Origin of the sequence: Methylobacterium sp. 1030, from assembly GCF_040544715.1 — a bacterium.
Classification (GTDB): Bacteria; Pseudomonadota; Alphaproteobacteria; order Rhizobiales; family Beijerinckiaceae; genus Methylobacterium.
In genome coordinates this window covers 103,704-119,496 of record NZ_JBEPKM010000013.1, presented here as the reverse complement: position 1 = coordinate 119,496, position 15,793 = coordinate 103,704, and the positions used below count along the sequence as shown (strand labels likewise).

Here is a 15,793-nt window from a genome sequence, read left to right as displayed (position 1 = left end):
CGACGCGCCGGTCACGGTCGCGGCAGGGTGTGCAGCGCCCGCAGGAAGGCGTCGACCTCCGCGCGGGTGTTGTAGAAGGCCAGCGAGGCCCGCACCGACTGGTCGACCCCGAACCGGCGCAGGGCCGGCAGGGCGCAGTGATGGCCCGAGCGCACCGCGATGCCGTGCGCGTCGAGGTGGTGGGCGACCGCCGCGTTCGTCTGCCCCTCGATCACGAAGGACATCACGCTCGCCTTCTCCCGGGCCGTGCCGATCAGGCGCAGGCCCTTCACGTCGGCGAGCCCGCCCTGCGCGTAGCCCAGGAGGTCGTGCTCGTAGGCGGCGATCGCCGGCATGCAGATACCCGCGAGGTAGTCGAGAGCCGCCCCGAGACCGACCGCACCGGCAATGTCGGGCGTGCCGGCCTCGAACTTCTCGGGCGCGCCCTTGTAGACGGTCTTCGCGAAGGTGACGTCCTCGATCATGTGGCCGCCGCCTTGCCAGGGCGGCATCGCCTCCAGCAGGTGCGTCTTGCCGTAGAGCGCGCCGATGCCCGTCGGCCCGAACACCTTGTGGCCCGAGAAGACCAGGAAGTCCGCGTCGAGGGATTGGACGTCCAGCGGCATGTGCGGCGCGGATTGCGCCGCGTCGACCAGCACCGGCACCCCGTAGGCGTGGGCGAGCTGGATGATCTCCCGCACCGGGTTCACGGTGCCGAGCGCGTTGGCCACCTGCGTCACCGAGACGATCTTGGTGCGGCCCGACAGCAGCGCCGCGTACTGCTCGAAGATGATCTCGCCCCGGTCGTTGACCGGGATCACCCGGAGCGTCGCCCCGGTCTGCTGGGCCAGCAGCTGCCAGGGCACGATGTTGGCGTGGTGCTCGATGGTCGAGACGATGATCTCGTCGCCCGGGCCGACATGCGCCCGGCCGTAGGAATTGGCGACGAGGTTGATCGCCTCCGTGGTGCCGCGCAGGAAGACGATGTCGTCCTTCGACGGCGCGTTGAGGAAGCGGCGCACCGCCTCGCGGCCGCCCTCGAACAGGTCGGTGGCGCGCGCCGCCAGGGTGTGGGCGGCCCGGTGGATGTTCGAGTTGTGCCGGGCGTAGAACTCCGAGGTCGCGTCGATCACAGCCTGCGGCTTGTGGGTGGTGGCGGCGTTGTCGAGCCAGACCAGCGGGTGGCCGTTGACGCTCTGGTGCAGGGCCGGGAAGTCCCGGCGGACATGCTCCACGTCGAAGGGCGCCGCCACCGGGCTCGACCCCTGCGCGGCCAAGCGCGGCGCCGGGCCCGGGTCGCGGGCCGGCTCCACCCGGGGGCTCGCCGGCGCCCTGCGGGCCGGCCCGGGGCCGAGGTTCAGGAAGTAGTAGTCGGACGGCGGTGCCTCGGGCGCCCGGGACAGATGGCCGGTCCGGGCGAAGCGCTCCTGCGCCGCATCGCGGCCGACTTTCGACGGGTCGGCCGGCACGAGAGCCGGGGCGAGGGCGTGCGCGAAGGCGTTGGCGCGCGGGTGGTCCGCGGCGATCTGCCGGTGCAGCTCCGGACCGCCGGGCAGGGCGGCCGCCAGCGCCGGGGCGCTGGCGAAGGAGAAATCGGGCAGCACGGGGCGCGGGCTCGCCGGGTGGACCGGCGGGATCGCAGCCACGTCTGCGAAGGCCGGGCTCGCGGGTGCGAGGTTCGGCAGGGTCGGCCCGTAGAGACCCGGCAGGCAGACCGGCGGCGCCCCGAAGGAGCGCGCCGCCAGCGCGGAGGCGTCGGGCGGCAGGCCGGCGGGCTGGCCGCCCGCTGGGGCGGAAGGGACGCCCAGGGGCGCACTCGGCAGCGGCGCGCCGCCCGGGCCCTGGGGCAGGCTCTCGAGGGCCTGCGGGACCTGGGGGCCGGCGGGGAGCGCCGGCGCGAAGGGCCGGCTCGCGGCCTGACCCTGCCCGTAGATCTCCCGGGCGAGGCGTCCGACCAGATCCGCGTGGGCCAGCTCGCCCGGGCTCGCCCCGGGCAGCCCGAGGGCGACAGCCTCAGGCGTAGTCATGGTAGTTGCCCAGCAGCACGTTATCGAGGCGGGCGATCGCGTCCTCGACCAGCACAGCGGCCGAGAAGTAGCGGGTCACGAGGTGCGAGGCGATCGAGTGGTCGTTGGTGCCCATGTAGCGCACCGACAGGCCGGGCTCGATCTCGCCGGTCACGCCCGACTTCTGCAGGCCGACCACGCCCTGCTCGCCCTCGCCGACGCGCAGCAGCAGGATCGAGGTGGTCTCGGCCCCGGTCACCGGGTCGAGGTCGATCGGCAGCTTGTCGCTCGGCACCAGCGGCACGCCGCGCCACGTGATGAACGGCGCGCCGAACAGGTGGACGACGACCGGCGGCACGCCGCGGCGGGTCGCCTCCCGGCCGAAGGCCGCGATGGCGCGGGGATGGGCCACGAAGAAGGCGGGCTTCTTCCAGACCAGGGTCAGCAGCTCGTCGAGGTCGTCCGGGGTGGGCGGGCCGCCGCGGGTGGGGATGCGCTGGCGCGGGCCGACCTCGCCGAGAAGGCCGAACTGCGCGTTGTTCAGAAGCTCCCACTCCTCGCGCTCCTTCACGGCGTCGACCGTGAGGCGGATCTGCTCGCGGAGCTGGTCGATCTCGTTGGAGTAGAGATCGGTGACGCGGGTATGGGTGTTGAGGATCGTCTGGATGGTCGAGAGGTGGTACTCGCGCGGATCGACCTCGTAGTCGACGAAGGTCGTCGGCAGGCGCGGCTCGCCGGTATGGACCGCCAGCAGCTCGATCCCCTGCTCGCCGTAGGAGTTGGTGTGACCTTTGAGGCGGTCGCGCTCCTCGCGGTACTGCGCGATCTTGGCGCGGATCTCCTCGCTCTCCACCGCGGCGGCGTCGAGGGTCAGGAGGGTCACGGCCGACAGGGCCTTCACGGCCGGGGCGGGCGCGCGCTCACCGGCGAGGCCCGCATCGCCGAAATAGTCGCCCTTCGTGGCGAGCCCCTGGCGCAGGCGACCCTTGTAGGGGCCCGACAGGGTCAGCTCGACGGTGCCGTCGGCCACCACCGTGAGGCTGCGGCCGGCGGAGCCCTCCTCGTGGATCACCGTTCCGGCCTTGTGCCGGCTCTCGGTGAACTTGGCCGCCAGCGCCGCCAGCTCGGCATCGCCCAGCCGGCTGAACAGCGGCACGGCCCGCAGGGAGGCGGGACGGATCACCTTGCCGTCCCCCTTGTCCTCGGCGACGAGATCGATCCGGCAGGGGCGGGCCAGCACGACGGCGCGGCGGTTGACGCGGTAGACCCCGCCCGCCACGTCCACGAAGGGCAGGAGCCGGAGCAGCCAGCGCGGCGTGTTGGCCGCGTTCTGGACCGAGGTGACGGTCGCCGTCGCAAGATTGCGTGCCGCCGTGGCGCTCACGCTCAGACCCGGTCCACTCATCGTTCGTCCTCACTCCATCCAGGATTTCAGGCGCGCCGCGCCGATCCGCGCGGCGGCGGTGCGCCCCGCAGCCTGTGCGGGGCGGACACAAGTCGTTCCGATCAGAACGCGACGACGATCGCTACTTGAGCGGCCGCACCGTCAATCAAATTATGTATTCTCTAGCAGTCCGACAGCCATCGTCGAACACTTTTCCGGGACGACTTCATCGTTGTTCCGGCGATGTCTGGATAAAGTCTGATTCGCCCAAGGGTCAACGGAATGATGTCCCTATTTTTCATCGATTCGTAGAAATGGATCCCGTGGTATGCACGACGAACAGGACACGACCGTCCTCAGACAGGCATGTCAGAGAACTTAATTCTACGGAGTCGCGCCCGGCGGCGGCGCCCGGACGACTTTGTTGTCAGGAAAAATCTTTCGCGCGTCTCAGATGCCGTCCCCGTAGCCGAAGGACTGGTCCATGCTGAGCGCCGGCTCCTCGTCGACGGGCAGGCGCGAGACGACCCGGGCCGGCACACCCGCCACAGTCGTGTGGGGCGGCACGTCCTGCAGCACCACCGCGGCGGCCGCGACCTTGGCGCCCGCCCCGACGCGGATGTTGCCCAGCACCTTGGCGCCGACGCTGAGCAGCACCCCGCGCTCGATCTTGGGATGCCGGTCGCCGCTCTCCTTGCCGTTGCCCCCGAGCGTCACCGACTGGAGGATCGAGACGTCGTCGGCGATCACCGTGGTCTCGCCGATCACCACGCCGGTGGCGTGGTCGATGAACACCCCCGAACCGATCCGGGCCGCCGGGTGGATGTCGCAGCCGAACACCTCGGAGATCCGGCTCTGGACGTGCAGCGCCAGGGTCGCCCGGCCCCGGTGCCAGAGCCAGTGGCCGACCCGGTACGCCTCGAGCGCGGCGAGTCCCTTGTAGAACAGGAACGGGTCGAGGTAGCGGCGGCAGGTCGGGTCGCGCTCGCGGATCGCCACGAGGTCGCGCACCGCGTGGGCGCCGGCCTGCGGGTCGGCCTCGAAGGCCGAGAGGCACAGGTCGCGCATCGACAGGCGAGCGAGGTCGCCGTCCCCGAGCCGGTGGGCGAGGCGGTAGGCGAGGGCCTGTGCCAGCGAGCGCTGGTCGAGGATCGTCGCCTGGATGATCCCCGCATAGAGGGGCTCCTCGATCAGGGCCGCCTCGGCCTCGGCGCGCAGGGCGGCCCAGACTTCGGCCTCCGCGGTGCTGCGGCTCGTGATGCGCAGGGGCGGCTGGACCACGGCCATCGTGGCGCCCGCGGCGGGCAGGGCAGCGTGATGCATCGGTCGTCGCCGATCACGGCAGGGGGCGGAACGGGCCGGGCCGGCCGCGCTCCAGGGCGTTGTGCCCCTGGACCGTCACGCCCACATTGGCCGGGGCGTCGCCCCGCATCATCGTCCCCGAGGCCATGGTGTCGTCTCCCTCGAACCGGTCGCGGTGGCTGCCCGATTCCGCCGCCGGCGGCGCCGGCGAGAAGTCTCTTCCGGATGCCCCGGCCCGGCGGAGAAGGTTTCGGCCGCACGAGCGCGTTGTCGGAGCATTGTTTCGCTAAGTCATTGCTATAGAATGATATTCAGGCATCGCGCCGGCTTTGGCAAGTCCCGGGAGCCGGCCGTCGCCGACCGGCACCGGCGATCGATCGCGGCCGCGATCCGGGCATATCTCCGCCGACCCCGTGCTTCTGCTCCGGCTCGCGGCTTCGACGAACAACCTGCGCTGCAAGTCCTCGCCAATTTGGCAGCACATTCTCGGGCCCGGCGTCTACATTGACGGTGTCGACATACAGTCGATGCGAAGCCAAACGGAGGTTTGCCGTGATCACCAGCAAGGAACGGTTCGCCCGGATGACTGCGCCGTGTCTGCCGTGTTGCCGCGTCCAAGAGGAGGAGAGCGCACGACATCAGACACGCGAGGCGACCACCGATGCTGACCTATGACACGACCCGGAACACCCGTCCCGACCTGAGCCCCGAACCGGCCGCCGCCCTCGGCCGGGCCCTGTCCCGGAGCGTCCGCTCCCATCCCTCCCACGAACGCGCCGCCCTCGCGAGCGCCCTCGACGACGGCCTGATGCCCGACGAGGTCGCGCAGATCCTCGCCGGCCGCCCGGTGGCCGAGGCCTTCCCGATCCGCTGGGGCGAGAGCCCGGAAGCCTACGCGTCCCGGGCCGTGTCCGAGATGTTCGTCGCCTACCTCCAGTAGGCGCGTCGCTGCCGGCCGCGCCGGCCTCTCCGACCACGAACGATGGAAACCTGCCATGTCGGTCTTCCCCCGCGGGTGGAGGCGCCGGACGGGGACGGCCGCCTGCGCGCTCGCCCTGGCGCTCGCCCTGGCGCTCGGTGCCGCCGGCCCGGCCGCGGCCGGACACCCGCCGAAGGGCCGCGGCGCAGCCGGCGTGCCGGACGTCCCGGCCCGGCTCACGGTCGGGCCGGGCGGACGGGACCTGAGGCTCGCGGGCGATCTCGCGGCCGGGGTCGCCGCGCGGGTCCGGGCCATCCTCGCCGCGCACCCGCGGATCGCCCGGATCCATCTCACGAGCGACGGCGGCCTCGTGGAGGAGGGGGCGGCGATCGGGGCGCTCGTGGCGGCCCGCGGCCTCGCCACCTACGTCCCCGACGCCTGCGCCTCGGCCTGCACGCTGATCTTCGTCCGCGGCCGGACGCGCTACCTCGCGACCGGCGGCCGGCTCGGCTTCCACGCCCCCTACGAGATCGGGGCGCGGGGCCGGATGCGCCCGGTGGATTCCGCGCCGGAGCGGGCGGCCTACCGGGCCGCCGGCCTGCCGGCGGCCTTCGTGACGCGGGCGCTGGCGGTACCCCCGGCCGGGATCTGGATCCCGACGGACGGGGAGCTGCGCGCGGCCGGCATCGTCACCGAGGTCGTCGGACCGGACCGCTTCCCCGATTCCACCCTGGACGCGGATCCGAGCGCGGCCGGGGCGCGGGCCGCGATCCTGCGGAACCTGCCGATCCTGCGCCAAGCCGAGGCGGCGGGGCTCGACCCGATCGCCCGGTGGTACCGGGACGGCTACGCCTCCGGCCGGCCGGAGGCGGAGGCCGCCGCGGGGTTGAGGCGGATGGCCGCCGGCTACCTGCAGCGGCGCTTCCGGGCGGCCGGCGACGCCGTCGTCCGCGCCCTGGGCCAGCGGATCCTGGCGACGCTGGAGCGGGCCGGCGCGGGGGACGCGGCGGCCTGCGGCCTCCTCGCGGCCGGCGACCTCGTGGCGCTCGACGCGCGGCTGCGGGCCGAGCGGCCCGCGTTGCACGGGCTCGCCCCGCTCCTCGCCCGGACACGGGCCGCGCGGCCGGACGGGGCGGCCGCGCCCGCCGCGGACCCGGGCACCGCGCGGTCGATGGCCGCAGCGGCGACCCCCTCGGGCGACTGCGCCGCCCGGATCGCCGCGACGCGGCGCGCCCTCGACCTTCCGGCCCGCGAATCGGCCGCCGCGCTGCGGGCCCTGTTCCTCGCGGAGCCGCAGCGGATCCTGGCGAGCCGCGACGGGCCGTAGCGGCCCGCCGACCCTCGACACGCCGCGCCGGCGCCTATCTTCGCACCCGCGGCACGCCCCGGACGGGCGCCGGCCGCGGGGAGACGGGGGTTCGACGGATGCCGGATTATCGCCTGCGCGGGGCGGTCCGTGGCGAGGATGGCGAGATCGGCGCGCCGCGCGTCGACGAGGTGCTCACGGCCGCGGACGCGAAGGAGGCGGTGCGCCTCGCCAACAGCCGCTCGCTGACGATCGAGGACGACGCGGTGAACGCCCTGTGGCTGGTCGACGCCCACGGTACCCTGCTCTGGTCCCTGCGCCGGGCCGACCGGGACTCCTGACGCGAGGCCTGACGCGGGCCGGCACCGTCAGCCCGATGCGCGGCGGCCCGTCTCCGGCAGCGCGGCGGCCCCGGCATCGTCGGCGCCCCCGAGATACAGGGACCGGACGTCGTCCCGCGCCCGCAGGGACGCGGCGGTGCCGGCCAGCGCGCTGCGCCCGTTCTCCAGCACCACGGCGTGGTGGGCGTGGCGCAGGGCGAGGCGGACGTTCTGCTCGGCCACCAGCAGGGTCAGACCCTCGGCGCGGTTCAGGCCGGCGAGCACCCGGTAGATCTCCTCGACCACGCGGGGGGCGAGCCCCATGGACGGCTCGTCGAGGACGAGCAGCCGGGGCCGCCCCATCAGCGCCCGGCCGATCGCCGCCATCTGCTGCTCGCCGCCCGAGAGCAGGCCGGCGGCGACGCCCCGCTTCGCGGCGAGCCGCGGGAACAGGCCGTAGACCCGGTCCAGATCGGCGCGCACGCCGCCGCGGCCCGTCCCGCGCCCGAGGCCGCCCGCCAGGAGGTTCTCCTGGACGCTCAGGCTCCGGAAGCAGTGGCGCCCCTCCAGCACGCCCACGAGCCCGGCGCGGACGAGGACGTCGGTCCGGGTCCGCGTCACGTCGCGCCCGTCATAGGCGAGGCGCCCGGCCGTGACCCGGCCGCGCAGGGCCGGCAGCAGGTTCGACACCGCCCGCAGCAGGGTCGTCTTGCCGGCGCCGTTGGCGCCGACCAGGGCGACGATCTCCCCCGCCCGGACCGCGAGGTCGACGCCGTGCAGGGCGTGCACCGCCCCGCCGTAGACGACCTCCAGGGCCTCGACCTGCAGGAGGGGGGGCGCGGTGCTCACCGGGCGCTCACCGGGCCGCCGCGGCGGCCTGCTTGCCGGCCGCGTCCGCGGCCTCCTCGGCCGCGCAGTCGCGCGGGGTGATGCCGCGCTCCTTGGCGTAGGCGGTCGCGGACGCCTCGATGATCGGGCGCAGGCTCGCCCAGTCGGGGGCGATCCAGTCGGACACGACGGTCCACTTCGCCCCGTCCCATTGCTGGAAGGTGACGCGGCCCTCGCCCTCGTGGTTGGCGCAGGTGACGTTGATCGAGTGGAACAGTCCCTTGGCGCCGAGCGCCGCCACCCGGGCCTCGTCGAGGCGCAGGTGCTCGAAGCCCCAGCGCACCTCGTCGCCGGTGAGCGTTCGCTGGCCGAACCGCGCTTGCGCGATCCGCACCGCCTCGACGTTGAGGATGCCGTTCAGCACCCCGAGATTGTGGTAGACGCTGCCGATCCGCTTCCGGTCGGCGAGGTTGCCGTTGCCGGCCGCGTAGACCCTGCCGACGACCTCCTGGATCACCGGGTACGCGGTGCCCGAGGCCTGGGTCGTGATGGCGACGTAGCCCTTGGCGGCGTCACCGGCCGGGATCACGTCCTCCTCCGAGTTCGACCAGACATTGCCGACGATGCGGTCGGCCGGGAAGCCGGTCTTCTGGGCGGTCTTCAGGGCCACCGGGTTCATCACGCCCCAGCCGCGCAGCACCACGAAGTCGGGCCGCAGGCGCCGGATCGTGAGCCACTGCGACTGCTGCTCGTTGCCGGGATGGGGCACCTCGATCTGCGCGACGGTGAAGCCGTAGCGCTCGGCGAGCCGCGCGTAGATCGGGATCGTCTCCTTGCCGTAGGGCGAGCCGTGGTAGAGCACCGCGACGGTCTTGCCCTTCAGCTTGTCGAGGCCGCCCGCGCGGGTGCCGAGATACTGGATGATGCCGCTCGTCTCGCTGTAGGGGTTGAGCAGCAGCGGGAACACGTAGGGGAAGACGCGCCCGTCCGTGGAATCGGTGCGGCCGTGGTTGATCGTGATCAGCGGCACCTTGTCGGCGGTGACGCGGTCGATCATCGCGTAGGCGATGCCCACCGAGAGCGGGTTCCAGGCGGCGATGCCGGGCCGGGACTTCAGCCGCTCGTAGACCTCGACGCCGCGCTCGACCTCGTACTGGGTCTCGCCCTCGCTCCAGGTGAGCTTGACGCCGTTCACGCCGCCGTCGCGGGCGTTGATCAGGGTCAGGTAGTCGATGAAGCCGCCGAAGAAGCCGGTCCCGCCGGCCGCGTAGGGGCCGACCCGGTAGCTCTGGAGCGGGAAATACTGCTCGTCGGCCCAAGCGGCCCGGGGGGCCGCGCCGGCGAGCGCGACGGTGCCGGCGAGGAGCGCGGCGCGGAGACGAGGCGTCAGGGGCATGGTCGTCCTGGGGTTGGTCGGGCGGGGAGGGGATCAGGCAGCGCGGCGGCCGAGGCGGCGGCTCGCCCGGTCGAGGAGGGCGGCGAGGCCGGCGGGCTCGCGGATCAGCACGGCGACGATCAGGGCGCCGAGCACGACGCGCTGGACCATCTCCAGGGTGCCGGAATCGAACCCGTCGCCGAGCAGCGCCGCGCCGAGGCGCGACAGGAGCAGGGGCAGCACCACGATGAAGCCCGCGCCCAGGAAGGCGCCGCCCAGGGTGCCGAGGCCGCCGATGATGACGATGAACAGGATCTGGAAGGAGCGGTCGAGGTTGAACCCCGCCGGCTCGACGGTGCGCAGATACGCGAAGGCCCAGAGCGCCCCGGCGATCCCGATCACGAAGGACGAGGCCGCGAAGGCCAGGAGCTTGGTCCGGGCGACCCGCACGCCCACGAGGCGGGCGGCGGTCTCGTTGTCGCGGATCGCCACGAGGTTCCGGCCCGTGGGCGAGGTCACGAGCCTCCACGCGACGAAGGTCAGCAGCGTGACCACCGTGAGCGTGACCAGGTAGCGGCCGCGCGGGTCGTCGAAGGACAGGCCGGCCACCGCCAGCCGGGGGGCGGTGACGATGCCCGAGGGGCTGTCGTCGGAGATCCAGCCGATCCGGTTCAGCGCCCAGGCCACGAAGAACTGCACGGCGAGCGTCGAGACCGCGAGGTAGAAGCCCCGCAGGCGCAGGGCCGGCAGCCCCGCCACCAGCCCGGCGAGCGCCGCCACGAGGCCGGCGAGCAGGAGTGACGCCGGGAGCGGCAGGCTGGGCAGGCGCAGCGACAGGTTGAAGGCCGCGTAGGCCCCGACCGCCATGAAGGCGGCCGAGCCCAGGGAGAGCAGCCCGGCATAGCCGGTGAGCAGGTTGAGCCCGAGGCCGGCCAGCGCCAGGGCCAGGAACGGCGTCAGCAGCGCCTCGAACAGGTAGCTCGTTCCGGTGAGCGGAAGGATCCCGTAGGCGAGGACCAGCAGGGCGCCGAGGCCGAGGGTCCCGGCGGGCAGGTGCGGGCGCGGCACGGCGCGGAGGAGGGCCACCACGGCGGCTCAGACCCGCTCGACGGCGCGCAGGCCGAGCAGGCCCGACGGCCGGACCAGCAGGAAGCCCAGGGCCGCCACGTAGGCGATCCAGCCCTCGATGCCGCCGCCGATGACCGGCCCGAGATAGACCTCGGACAGCTTCTCCGCCGCGCCGACGATCAGCCCGGCCACGATCGCCCCGGCGACGGAGTCGAAGCCGCCGAGCACGAGCACCGGCAGCGCCTTCAGCACCACCAGCGACAGGGAGAACTGCACGCCGAGCCGCGCCCCCCAGAGCAGCCCCGCCACCAGCGCGACGATCCCGGCGGCGATCCAGACCGCCGACCAGATCCAGGGCAGGCGCAGGCCGGTGTTTAGGGCGGCGAGCGGATCGTCCGCCACCGCCCGGAAGGCGAGGCCGGTGCGGGTGTAGCGGAAGAAGGCGGCGAGGACCGCCACCATCAGGCCCGCCACCGCGGCGGCGAACAGGTCGAACCGGCTGACCAGCACGCCGCCGAGATCGATCGGCGTGTCGTCGATGCCGAGGTCGAGGCCGTGGACCTGGGTGCCCCAGGCGAGCTGGGCCGCGCCCTCGATCACGTAGGCGACGCCCAGCGTCGCCATGAACAGGGTGATGGGCGGCTGGTTGACGAGCGGCCGCAGCACCAGGCGCTCCACGCCAAGACCGACCACCACCATCGCGGCGAGCGTCGCGGCCAGGGCCGCCGGGACGGGCAGGCCGCGCTCGGTCAGGCTCACGAAGGTGAGGGCGGCGAACAGCACCATCGCGCCCTGCGCGAAGTTGAGCACGCCCGAGGTCTTGTAGATCAGCACGAAGCCGATCGCCACGAGGGCGTACATGACGCCCGACAGGAGGCCGCCGACGACGACCTCGATCAGGAAGGCGAGATCCGGGCTCATGCGGCGGCCGCGTCCCCGTCTTCGGCCGCGTCTCCATCCGCGTCTCCATCCGCGGCGGGATCAGCGGCGGGATCAGCGGCGGCCTCCGCCTCCCCGTCCGCGAGCCCCAGATAGGCCGCGATGACCGCCGGGTCCGCCCGTACCTCCGCGGGCGTGCCGGTGGCGATGCGGCGGCCGTGATCGAGCACGGTCACCCGGTCGGAGAGGCGCATGACGACGCCGATATCGTGCTCGATCAGGACGATCGCGGCCCCGGACCGATCCCGCGCCGCCCGGATGAAGCCGGTCATCTCGGCCTTCTCGGTCGCCGTCATGCCGGCCATCGGCTCGTCGAGGAGCAGGAGCCGCGGCCCGGCCACCAGGGCCCGGCCGAGCTCGACCCGCTTCTGGAGCCCGTAGGGGAGGCTGCCGGCGGGGCGGTCGGCCACCGCCGCGAGGCCGAGGCGTCCGATCACCGCCTCGGCGGCGGCGCGGTGCGCGCGCGCCTCCCGCCGGGCGGAGGGCAGGCCCAGGATCTGGGCCGCGGGCCCGGCGCGCCGCGCGGCCGAGAGCCCCGCGAGGACGTTGTCGCGCACGCTCAGGCCCGCGAACAGGGCGAGGTTCTGGAAGGTCCGGGCGACGCCCAGCGCGGCGAGCCGCCCGGCCGGCACCCGGGCGAAGCTCTCCGCGCCGAGCCGCACCCGCCCGGCCCGCGGCGCGTAGAGGCCGGTGATCGCGTTGATCAGCGAGGATTTGCCGGCACCGTTCGGCCCGATCACGGCGTGGATCTCGCCGGCCCCGACCGCGAGGTCGATCTCCGCGAAGGCGACGGTGCCGCCGAAGGCGAGGGACAGCCCCTCGACCGACAGGACCGCGTCCGCCCGGTCCCGGTGCGGGCCGCCGCCGGGGCCTGCCGCCGGGCGGGCGGCGGGCCGGGGGAGGGGGCCTCGCCCGTCCCGGACCGGGCGGACGAGGCGCAGCGCAGGCTGCATGGGCAGGAATCCGTCCACGATAGGCCGTCCGCTGCGGCGCGAACCGGCGGAACCCGTTGAGAGAAGGCGAGGAACAGGACGACGACGTGTCCCGAGCCGATATTCCGGCATTCCCGCCCGTCAAATCGGGCTCCGCCGGGTCCACGAAGTCAAAAGCACAGTCTTTTCAATTTCGACACGACGCGCGAACATTCTCCCTCCGGGATAGTCCGGCGAGGGATCACTGCCCTAGTCCTCGCGATAGGCCGCCCGAACCGCCAAAATCTTGCCGCCTCGCGACGGTGACGGGCCCGGATCCGGGCGATTCGGCCGGGTGCGGTGGGCGGAAAGACACCTTACGGTAGCACAAACTAATCTGCGTAAGTATTCATGGCTTGAAACAAAATGTAGGTTCGCGCCCCCACGCCGTCGTGGAGACGCCGCCATGCCAAACCCGCTCGTGCACAAGCTAAATTGCTATGTCGGGCTCTCCGAAGACGACCGGATGTGCTTGGCCGACGCCATGAGCCCGAGCCGCATGGTCGCCGCGCGCACCGACATCATCCACGAGGGCGACGATCCGCGCGCGATCAACGTGATCCTCGAGGGCTGGGCCTGCCGGTACCGGCAGTTCGCCAACGGGCGCCGCCAGATCGTCTCGCTCCTGCTCCCGGGCGACCCGTGCGACCCGCACATCTTCCTCCTCGACGAGATGGATCACGCGATCGGCGCGATCACGCCCGTGCTCCTCGGCCAGATCTCCGGCCCCGCGATGCGGGACGTGACCGCCCGCAACCCGCGGCTCGACATGGCCTTCCACCGCGAGGCCCTGGCCACCGCGGCGATCCAGCGCGAGTGGACGGTCAGCCTCGGCAGCCGCACCGGGATCGAGCGCCTCGCCCACCTGTTCTGCGAGGTGCACGCGCGCCTGGCGGCCATCGGCCTGAACGACGGGAATACCTGCGCGATGCCGATGACGCAGAACGATCTCGGCGACGCGATGGGGCAGACCAGCGTGCACATCAACCGCACGCTCCAGGAACTGCGCGGCATGGGGCTGATCACCCTGCGCAGCCGGCGCCTGACGATCCACGATCCGACCGCGCTCGCCCGGCTCGCGCATTTCGACACCGCGTACCTCCATCTCACCGAGGCCGGCCACGCCGCCGCGCGCTGAACCCTGCCCGCCCCGCGGTGATTGAGCCAGGTTGAACACATCCGGAGTGGCCCGGCATGACAGACCCTCGCGATCCGGCGGAGCGACTCGCGGCCCTCGAGGCCGACAACGCGCGCCTGCGCCGGCTGCTCGACGCGGCGGGGCTCCCGGACGGCCTGCGCCACGGCATGCGCAACACGATGGCGATGATGCGCACCGTCATGCACCGCTCCGCCGAGAGCGCCGCGGATGTCGAGAGCTACGTGGCGCATCTCGACGGCCGGTTCGGGGCGATCATGCGCGTGCAGGCCGCCACCGACGCGTTCGGCGACGCGGACCTGCACACGCTGATCTCGGACGAGCTGATGTTCCACCTCGCCCGCGAGGGCGAGCAGGCCAGCCTCGCGGGCCCGCGGGTGCGCCTCCGCCCCAAGGCCGCCCAGGTCGTCGCGCTGGCCCTGCACGAACTGGCGAGCAACGCGGTGGAGCACGGATCCCTGGCGCTCCCCAGGGCCGGATCCGCGCCGCGTGGCGGGTGACGGACGCGGAGGCCGGACCGCCCGTCCTCAGCCTCGACTGGGCCGAGACCGGCGGCAGCGGTGTCCAGGCCTCCGGACGGCGCGGCTTCGGCACGGACGTGCTGACGGAGATGCTGGCCTACGATCTCGGCGCGGCGGTCGACCTGCGCTACGAGCCGGACGGGCTGCGCTGCGCGATCCGCGTGCCGCTCACGGCCCAGATCGGGCGCCGCGTGGCCGAGGATCCCGAGACGGACTGGGACGGCGACGGCCGGTGAGCCTCACGAGCCGGACGCCGCCCGCACCTGCCCGGTCATCTGCGGCAGCGCGCCGAGCGCCTCCACGGGCGGGTTCGGGCCGGGCAGGAGCAGGTAGTCGGGCGTGAACCCGGAAAACTCCTGCAGACGCTCGAGATTCGGCACGCGCACGCTCTTGCGCCCGCTCTCGATCAGGCCGGCCCTGCGCAGATCGGAGAGGACGCGCGAGAGGTGGACGTTCGAGAGCCCCGCCGTGTCGGCCAGTTCGGACTGCGCCAGCGGCAGGCGGTAATCGGGCTCCAGGCCGAGGCCGACGGCGTTCAGGCGCGCGAAGAGCTCGCAGATGATGTGGGCGACCTGCCGGTCGGCGGACCGGCGCCCCACCCCGACGAGCCATTCCTGCAGGACGGCCTCGTCGACCAGGATCGACCACCAGAGGGCGCGGTAGATGTTGGGCCGGAGGGCGGCGAGTTCCTTGATCGTCCGGTAGGGGACCGAGGCGACGGTGCAGGGCGTCAGCGTCGCCACGGAGTGGATCGCCCGGTTGAGCAGGGACGCGTGCAGGTCGCAGCCGTCGCCGGGCACGAGGTAGGCGAGGATCGAGCGCCCCCCGTCGGGCACCAGCTTGTAGCGGCAGGCGAACCCGTCGAGGATCACGTAGGCGGCGTCGGGCCGCACGCCTTCCGAGACCAGGTCGCGGCCCGCCTCGACCTGCGCGACATCGCTGGTCGCCGCTGCCAGGGCGGCCACGTCGCCCTCGTCCAGGTTCGCGCGCAGGGCCAGCTTCCGAAGGAAGGGGTTCAAGGGATCTCCCGGACATCCTGCCCCGCGCGCGGAGCCGCCTCTGCGTAAACGCGCGACGGCTTATCCTTACTCCGCGAACGCATCAAATGATCGCCACGCCCGGATGCGGCTCTCGGCGCGATCGGACCGGGGCCGCCTCCCGGCATCGGCCGCGAAGGTCGCGACAAGTCGCGCTGGGGTCTCGCTGGGGTCGCGCCGCGTCGTGCCCGTCGGGGCATGGGGCCGGGTCGGCGTATCAGGAGAGCGGCAGCGTGCGCAGGACGGTGCCGTTCGCGTCATGGATCTCCATCCGCCAGCCCGCCGCGGCGTCCGGCAGCTCGCCGGCCTTCCGGAACTCCTCGATCAGCACCAGCGCCTCCGCCTCCGCGTGCGCGACCGACGCGGCGAGGACGCCGGTCTCGTCCTCGATCGTCTCGCCGTCGCTCCTCAGGCGGAAATAGTAGCGCTCTGCCATGACAGCCTTCAGCCCAGGACCCCCTCCCGCCCCGGCGGACGGGCGCCGCCCGCCCCGCGGGCTGAGGTAAGTGGCATCGATCCGCATCCGTTCAACGTGCTGGCGAGATTGCGGTCGCCGGTGCCCATCGCTTGGTCCGCCCGCCCCCCGACGTGCCCCCCGACGCCGCAGGACGCGGCACGGCGCTGCCGCTCCGGCGGGCGAAACGCCGTCCTTCTGGGCGCCGGCGCGCCCCGAGCAGCCTCC

14 protein-coding genes and 1 pseudogene are annotated in these 15,793 nt (G+C 73.2%); 5 read left to right on the top strand and 10 right to left on the bottom strand.

What is annotated here, in order from left to right:
* Positions 1-11: 11 nt before the first annotated feature.
* The 3 genes from ABIC30_RS19900 to cysE form a co-directional block, all read right to left on the bottom strand.
* Positions 12-2,006, bottom strand: a complete 1,995-nt coding sequence (locus ABIC30_RS19900; RefSeq protein WP_354455998.1) for a family 2A encapsulin nanocompartment cargo protein cysteine desulfurase — start codon at positions 2,004-2,006, stop codon at positions 12-14.
* Positions 1,993-3,390 carry a family 2B encapsulin nanocompartment shell protein gene (locus tag ABIC30_RS19895; protein WP_354455997.1) on the bottom strand — a complete coding sequence of 466 codons (1,398 nt, stop codon included), beginning with the start codon at positions 3,388-3,390 and terminating at the stop codon, positions 1,993-1,995. Before ABIC30_RS19895 ends, ABIC30_RS19900 begins: the two co-directional genes overlap by 14 nt.
* Before the next feature lie 429 nt (positions 3,391-3,819).
* Complete coding sequence (gene cysE / locus ABIC30_RS19890) at positions 3,820-4,692, bottom strand: serine O-acetyltransferase (RefSeq protein WP_020095129.1); 873 nt, start codon at positions 4,690-4,692, stop codon at positions 3,820-3,822.
* 640 nt (positions 4,693-5,332) lie between these two features.
* On the opposite strand from cysE, the gene ABIC30_RS19885 reads away from it, so the two are divergent.
* The 3 genes from ABIC30_RS19885 to ABIC30_RS19875 all read left to right on the top strand — a co-directional run bounded on the left by ABIC30_RS19885 (position 5,333) and on the right by ABIC30_RS19875 (position 7,237).
* A complete protein-coding gene (locus tag ABIC30_RS19885; protein WP_020095131.1) occupies positions 5,333-5,611 on the top strand; it encodes a hypothetical protein in 279 nt (92 codons plus the stop codon).
* A 55-nt stretch (positions 5,612-5,666) separates the two neighbouring features.
* A complete protein-coding gene (locus tag ABIC30_RS19880; protein ID WP_354455996.1) occupies positions 5,667-6,917 on the top strand; it encodes a hypothetical protein in 1,251 nt (416 codons plus the stop codon).
* Between the two features lie 98 nt (positions 6,918-7,015).
* On the top strand, positions 7,016-7,237 hold the full coding sequence (locus ABIC30_RS19875) for a hypothetical protein (protein ID WP_091681463.1): 222 nt from the start codon (positions 7,016-7,018) through the stop codon (positions 7,235-7,237).
* Between the two features lie 27 nt (positions 7,238-7,264).
* On the opposite strand, the gene ABIC30_RS19870 is transcribed toward ABIC30_RS19875, so the two are convergent.
* The 5 genes from ABIC30_RS19870 to ABIC30_RS19850 are packed head-to-tail and all read right to left on the bottom strand — an operon-like array spanning position 7,265 to position 12,379.
* Positions 7,265-8,065 carry an ABC transporter ATP-binding protein gene (locus ABIC30_RS19870; RefSeq protein ID WP_354455995.1) on the bottom strand — a complete coding sequence of 267 codons (801 nt, stop codon included), beginning with the start codon at positions 8,063-8,065 and terminating at the stop codon, positions 7,265-7,267.
* Positions 8,066-8,072: 7 nt separating this feature from the next.
* Positions 8,073-9,440, bottom strand: a complete 1,368-nt coding sequence (locus ABIC30_RS19865) for an ABC transporter substrate-binding protein (RefSeq protein WP_354455994.1) — start codon at positions 9,438-9,440, stop codon at positions 8,073-8,075.
* 33 nt (positions 9,441-9,473) lie between these two features.
* Positions 9,474-10,505, bottom strand: a complete 1,032-nt coding sequence (locus ABIC30_RS19860) for a branched-chain amino acid ABC transporter permease (protein ID WP_354455993.1) — start codon at positions 10,503-10,505, stop codon at positions 9,474-9,476.
* A 9-nt stretch (positions 10,506-10,514) separates the two neighbouring features.
* Positions 10,515-11,408: a branched-chain amino acid ABC transporter permease gene (locus ABIC30_RS19855; protein WP_354455992.1), complete on the bottom strand. Its 894-nt coding sequence runs from the start codon at positions 11,406-11,408 to the stop codon at positions 10,515-10,517.
* The gene (locus ABIC30_RS19850) at positions 11,405-12,379 is read right to left on the bottom strand and encodes an ABC transporter ATP-binding protein (protein WP_354455991.1); all 975 of its coding nucleotides are present in this window, start codon (positions 12,377-12,379) and stop codon (positions 11,405-11,407) included. The genes ABIC30_RS19855 and ABIC30_RS19850 overlap by 4 nt, the downstream gene beginning before the upstream one ends.
* 424 nt (positions 12,380-12,803) lie before the next feature.
* Here ABIC30_RS19850 and ABIC30_RS19845 point away from each other — a divergent pair, with 424 nt between their 5' ends.
* Together ABIC30_RS19845 and ABIC30_RS19840 are read left to right on the top strand one after the other, a co-directional pair.
* Entirely contained in the window at positions 12,804-13,535 is a 732-nt protein-coding gene (locus ABIC30_RS19845; RefSeq protein WP_354455990.1) for a Crp/Fnr family transcriptional regulator, read from the top strand.
* Positions 13,536-13,591: 56 nt separating this feature from the next.
* Positions 13,592-14,310: pseudogene (locus ABIC30_RS19840) on the top strand (HWE histidine kinase domain-containing protein).
* Positions 14,311-14,313: 3 nt separating this feature from the next.
* Here the strand turns inward: ABIC30_RS19840 and ABIC30_RS19835 are convergent.
* Entirely contained in the window at positions 14,314-15,093 is a 780-nt protein-coding gene (locus tag ABIC30_RS19835; RefSeq protein ID WP_354455989.1) for a Crp/Fnr family transcriptional regulator, read from the bottom strand.
* Positions 15,094-15,328: 235 nt separating this feature from the next.
* Positions 15,329-15,547, bottom strand: coding sequence for a DUF6894 family protein (locus ABIC30_RS19830; RefSeq protein ID WP_020095142.1), 219 nt, complete (start codon positions 15,545-15,547; stop codon positions 15,329-15,331).
* Between the last annotated feature and the right edge of the window lie 246 nt (positions 15,548-15,793).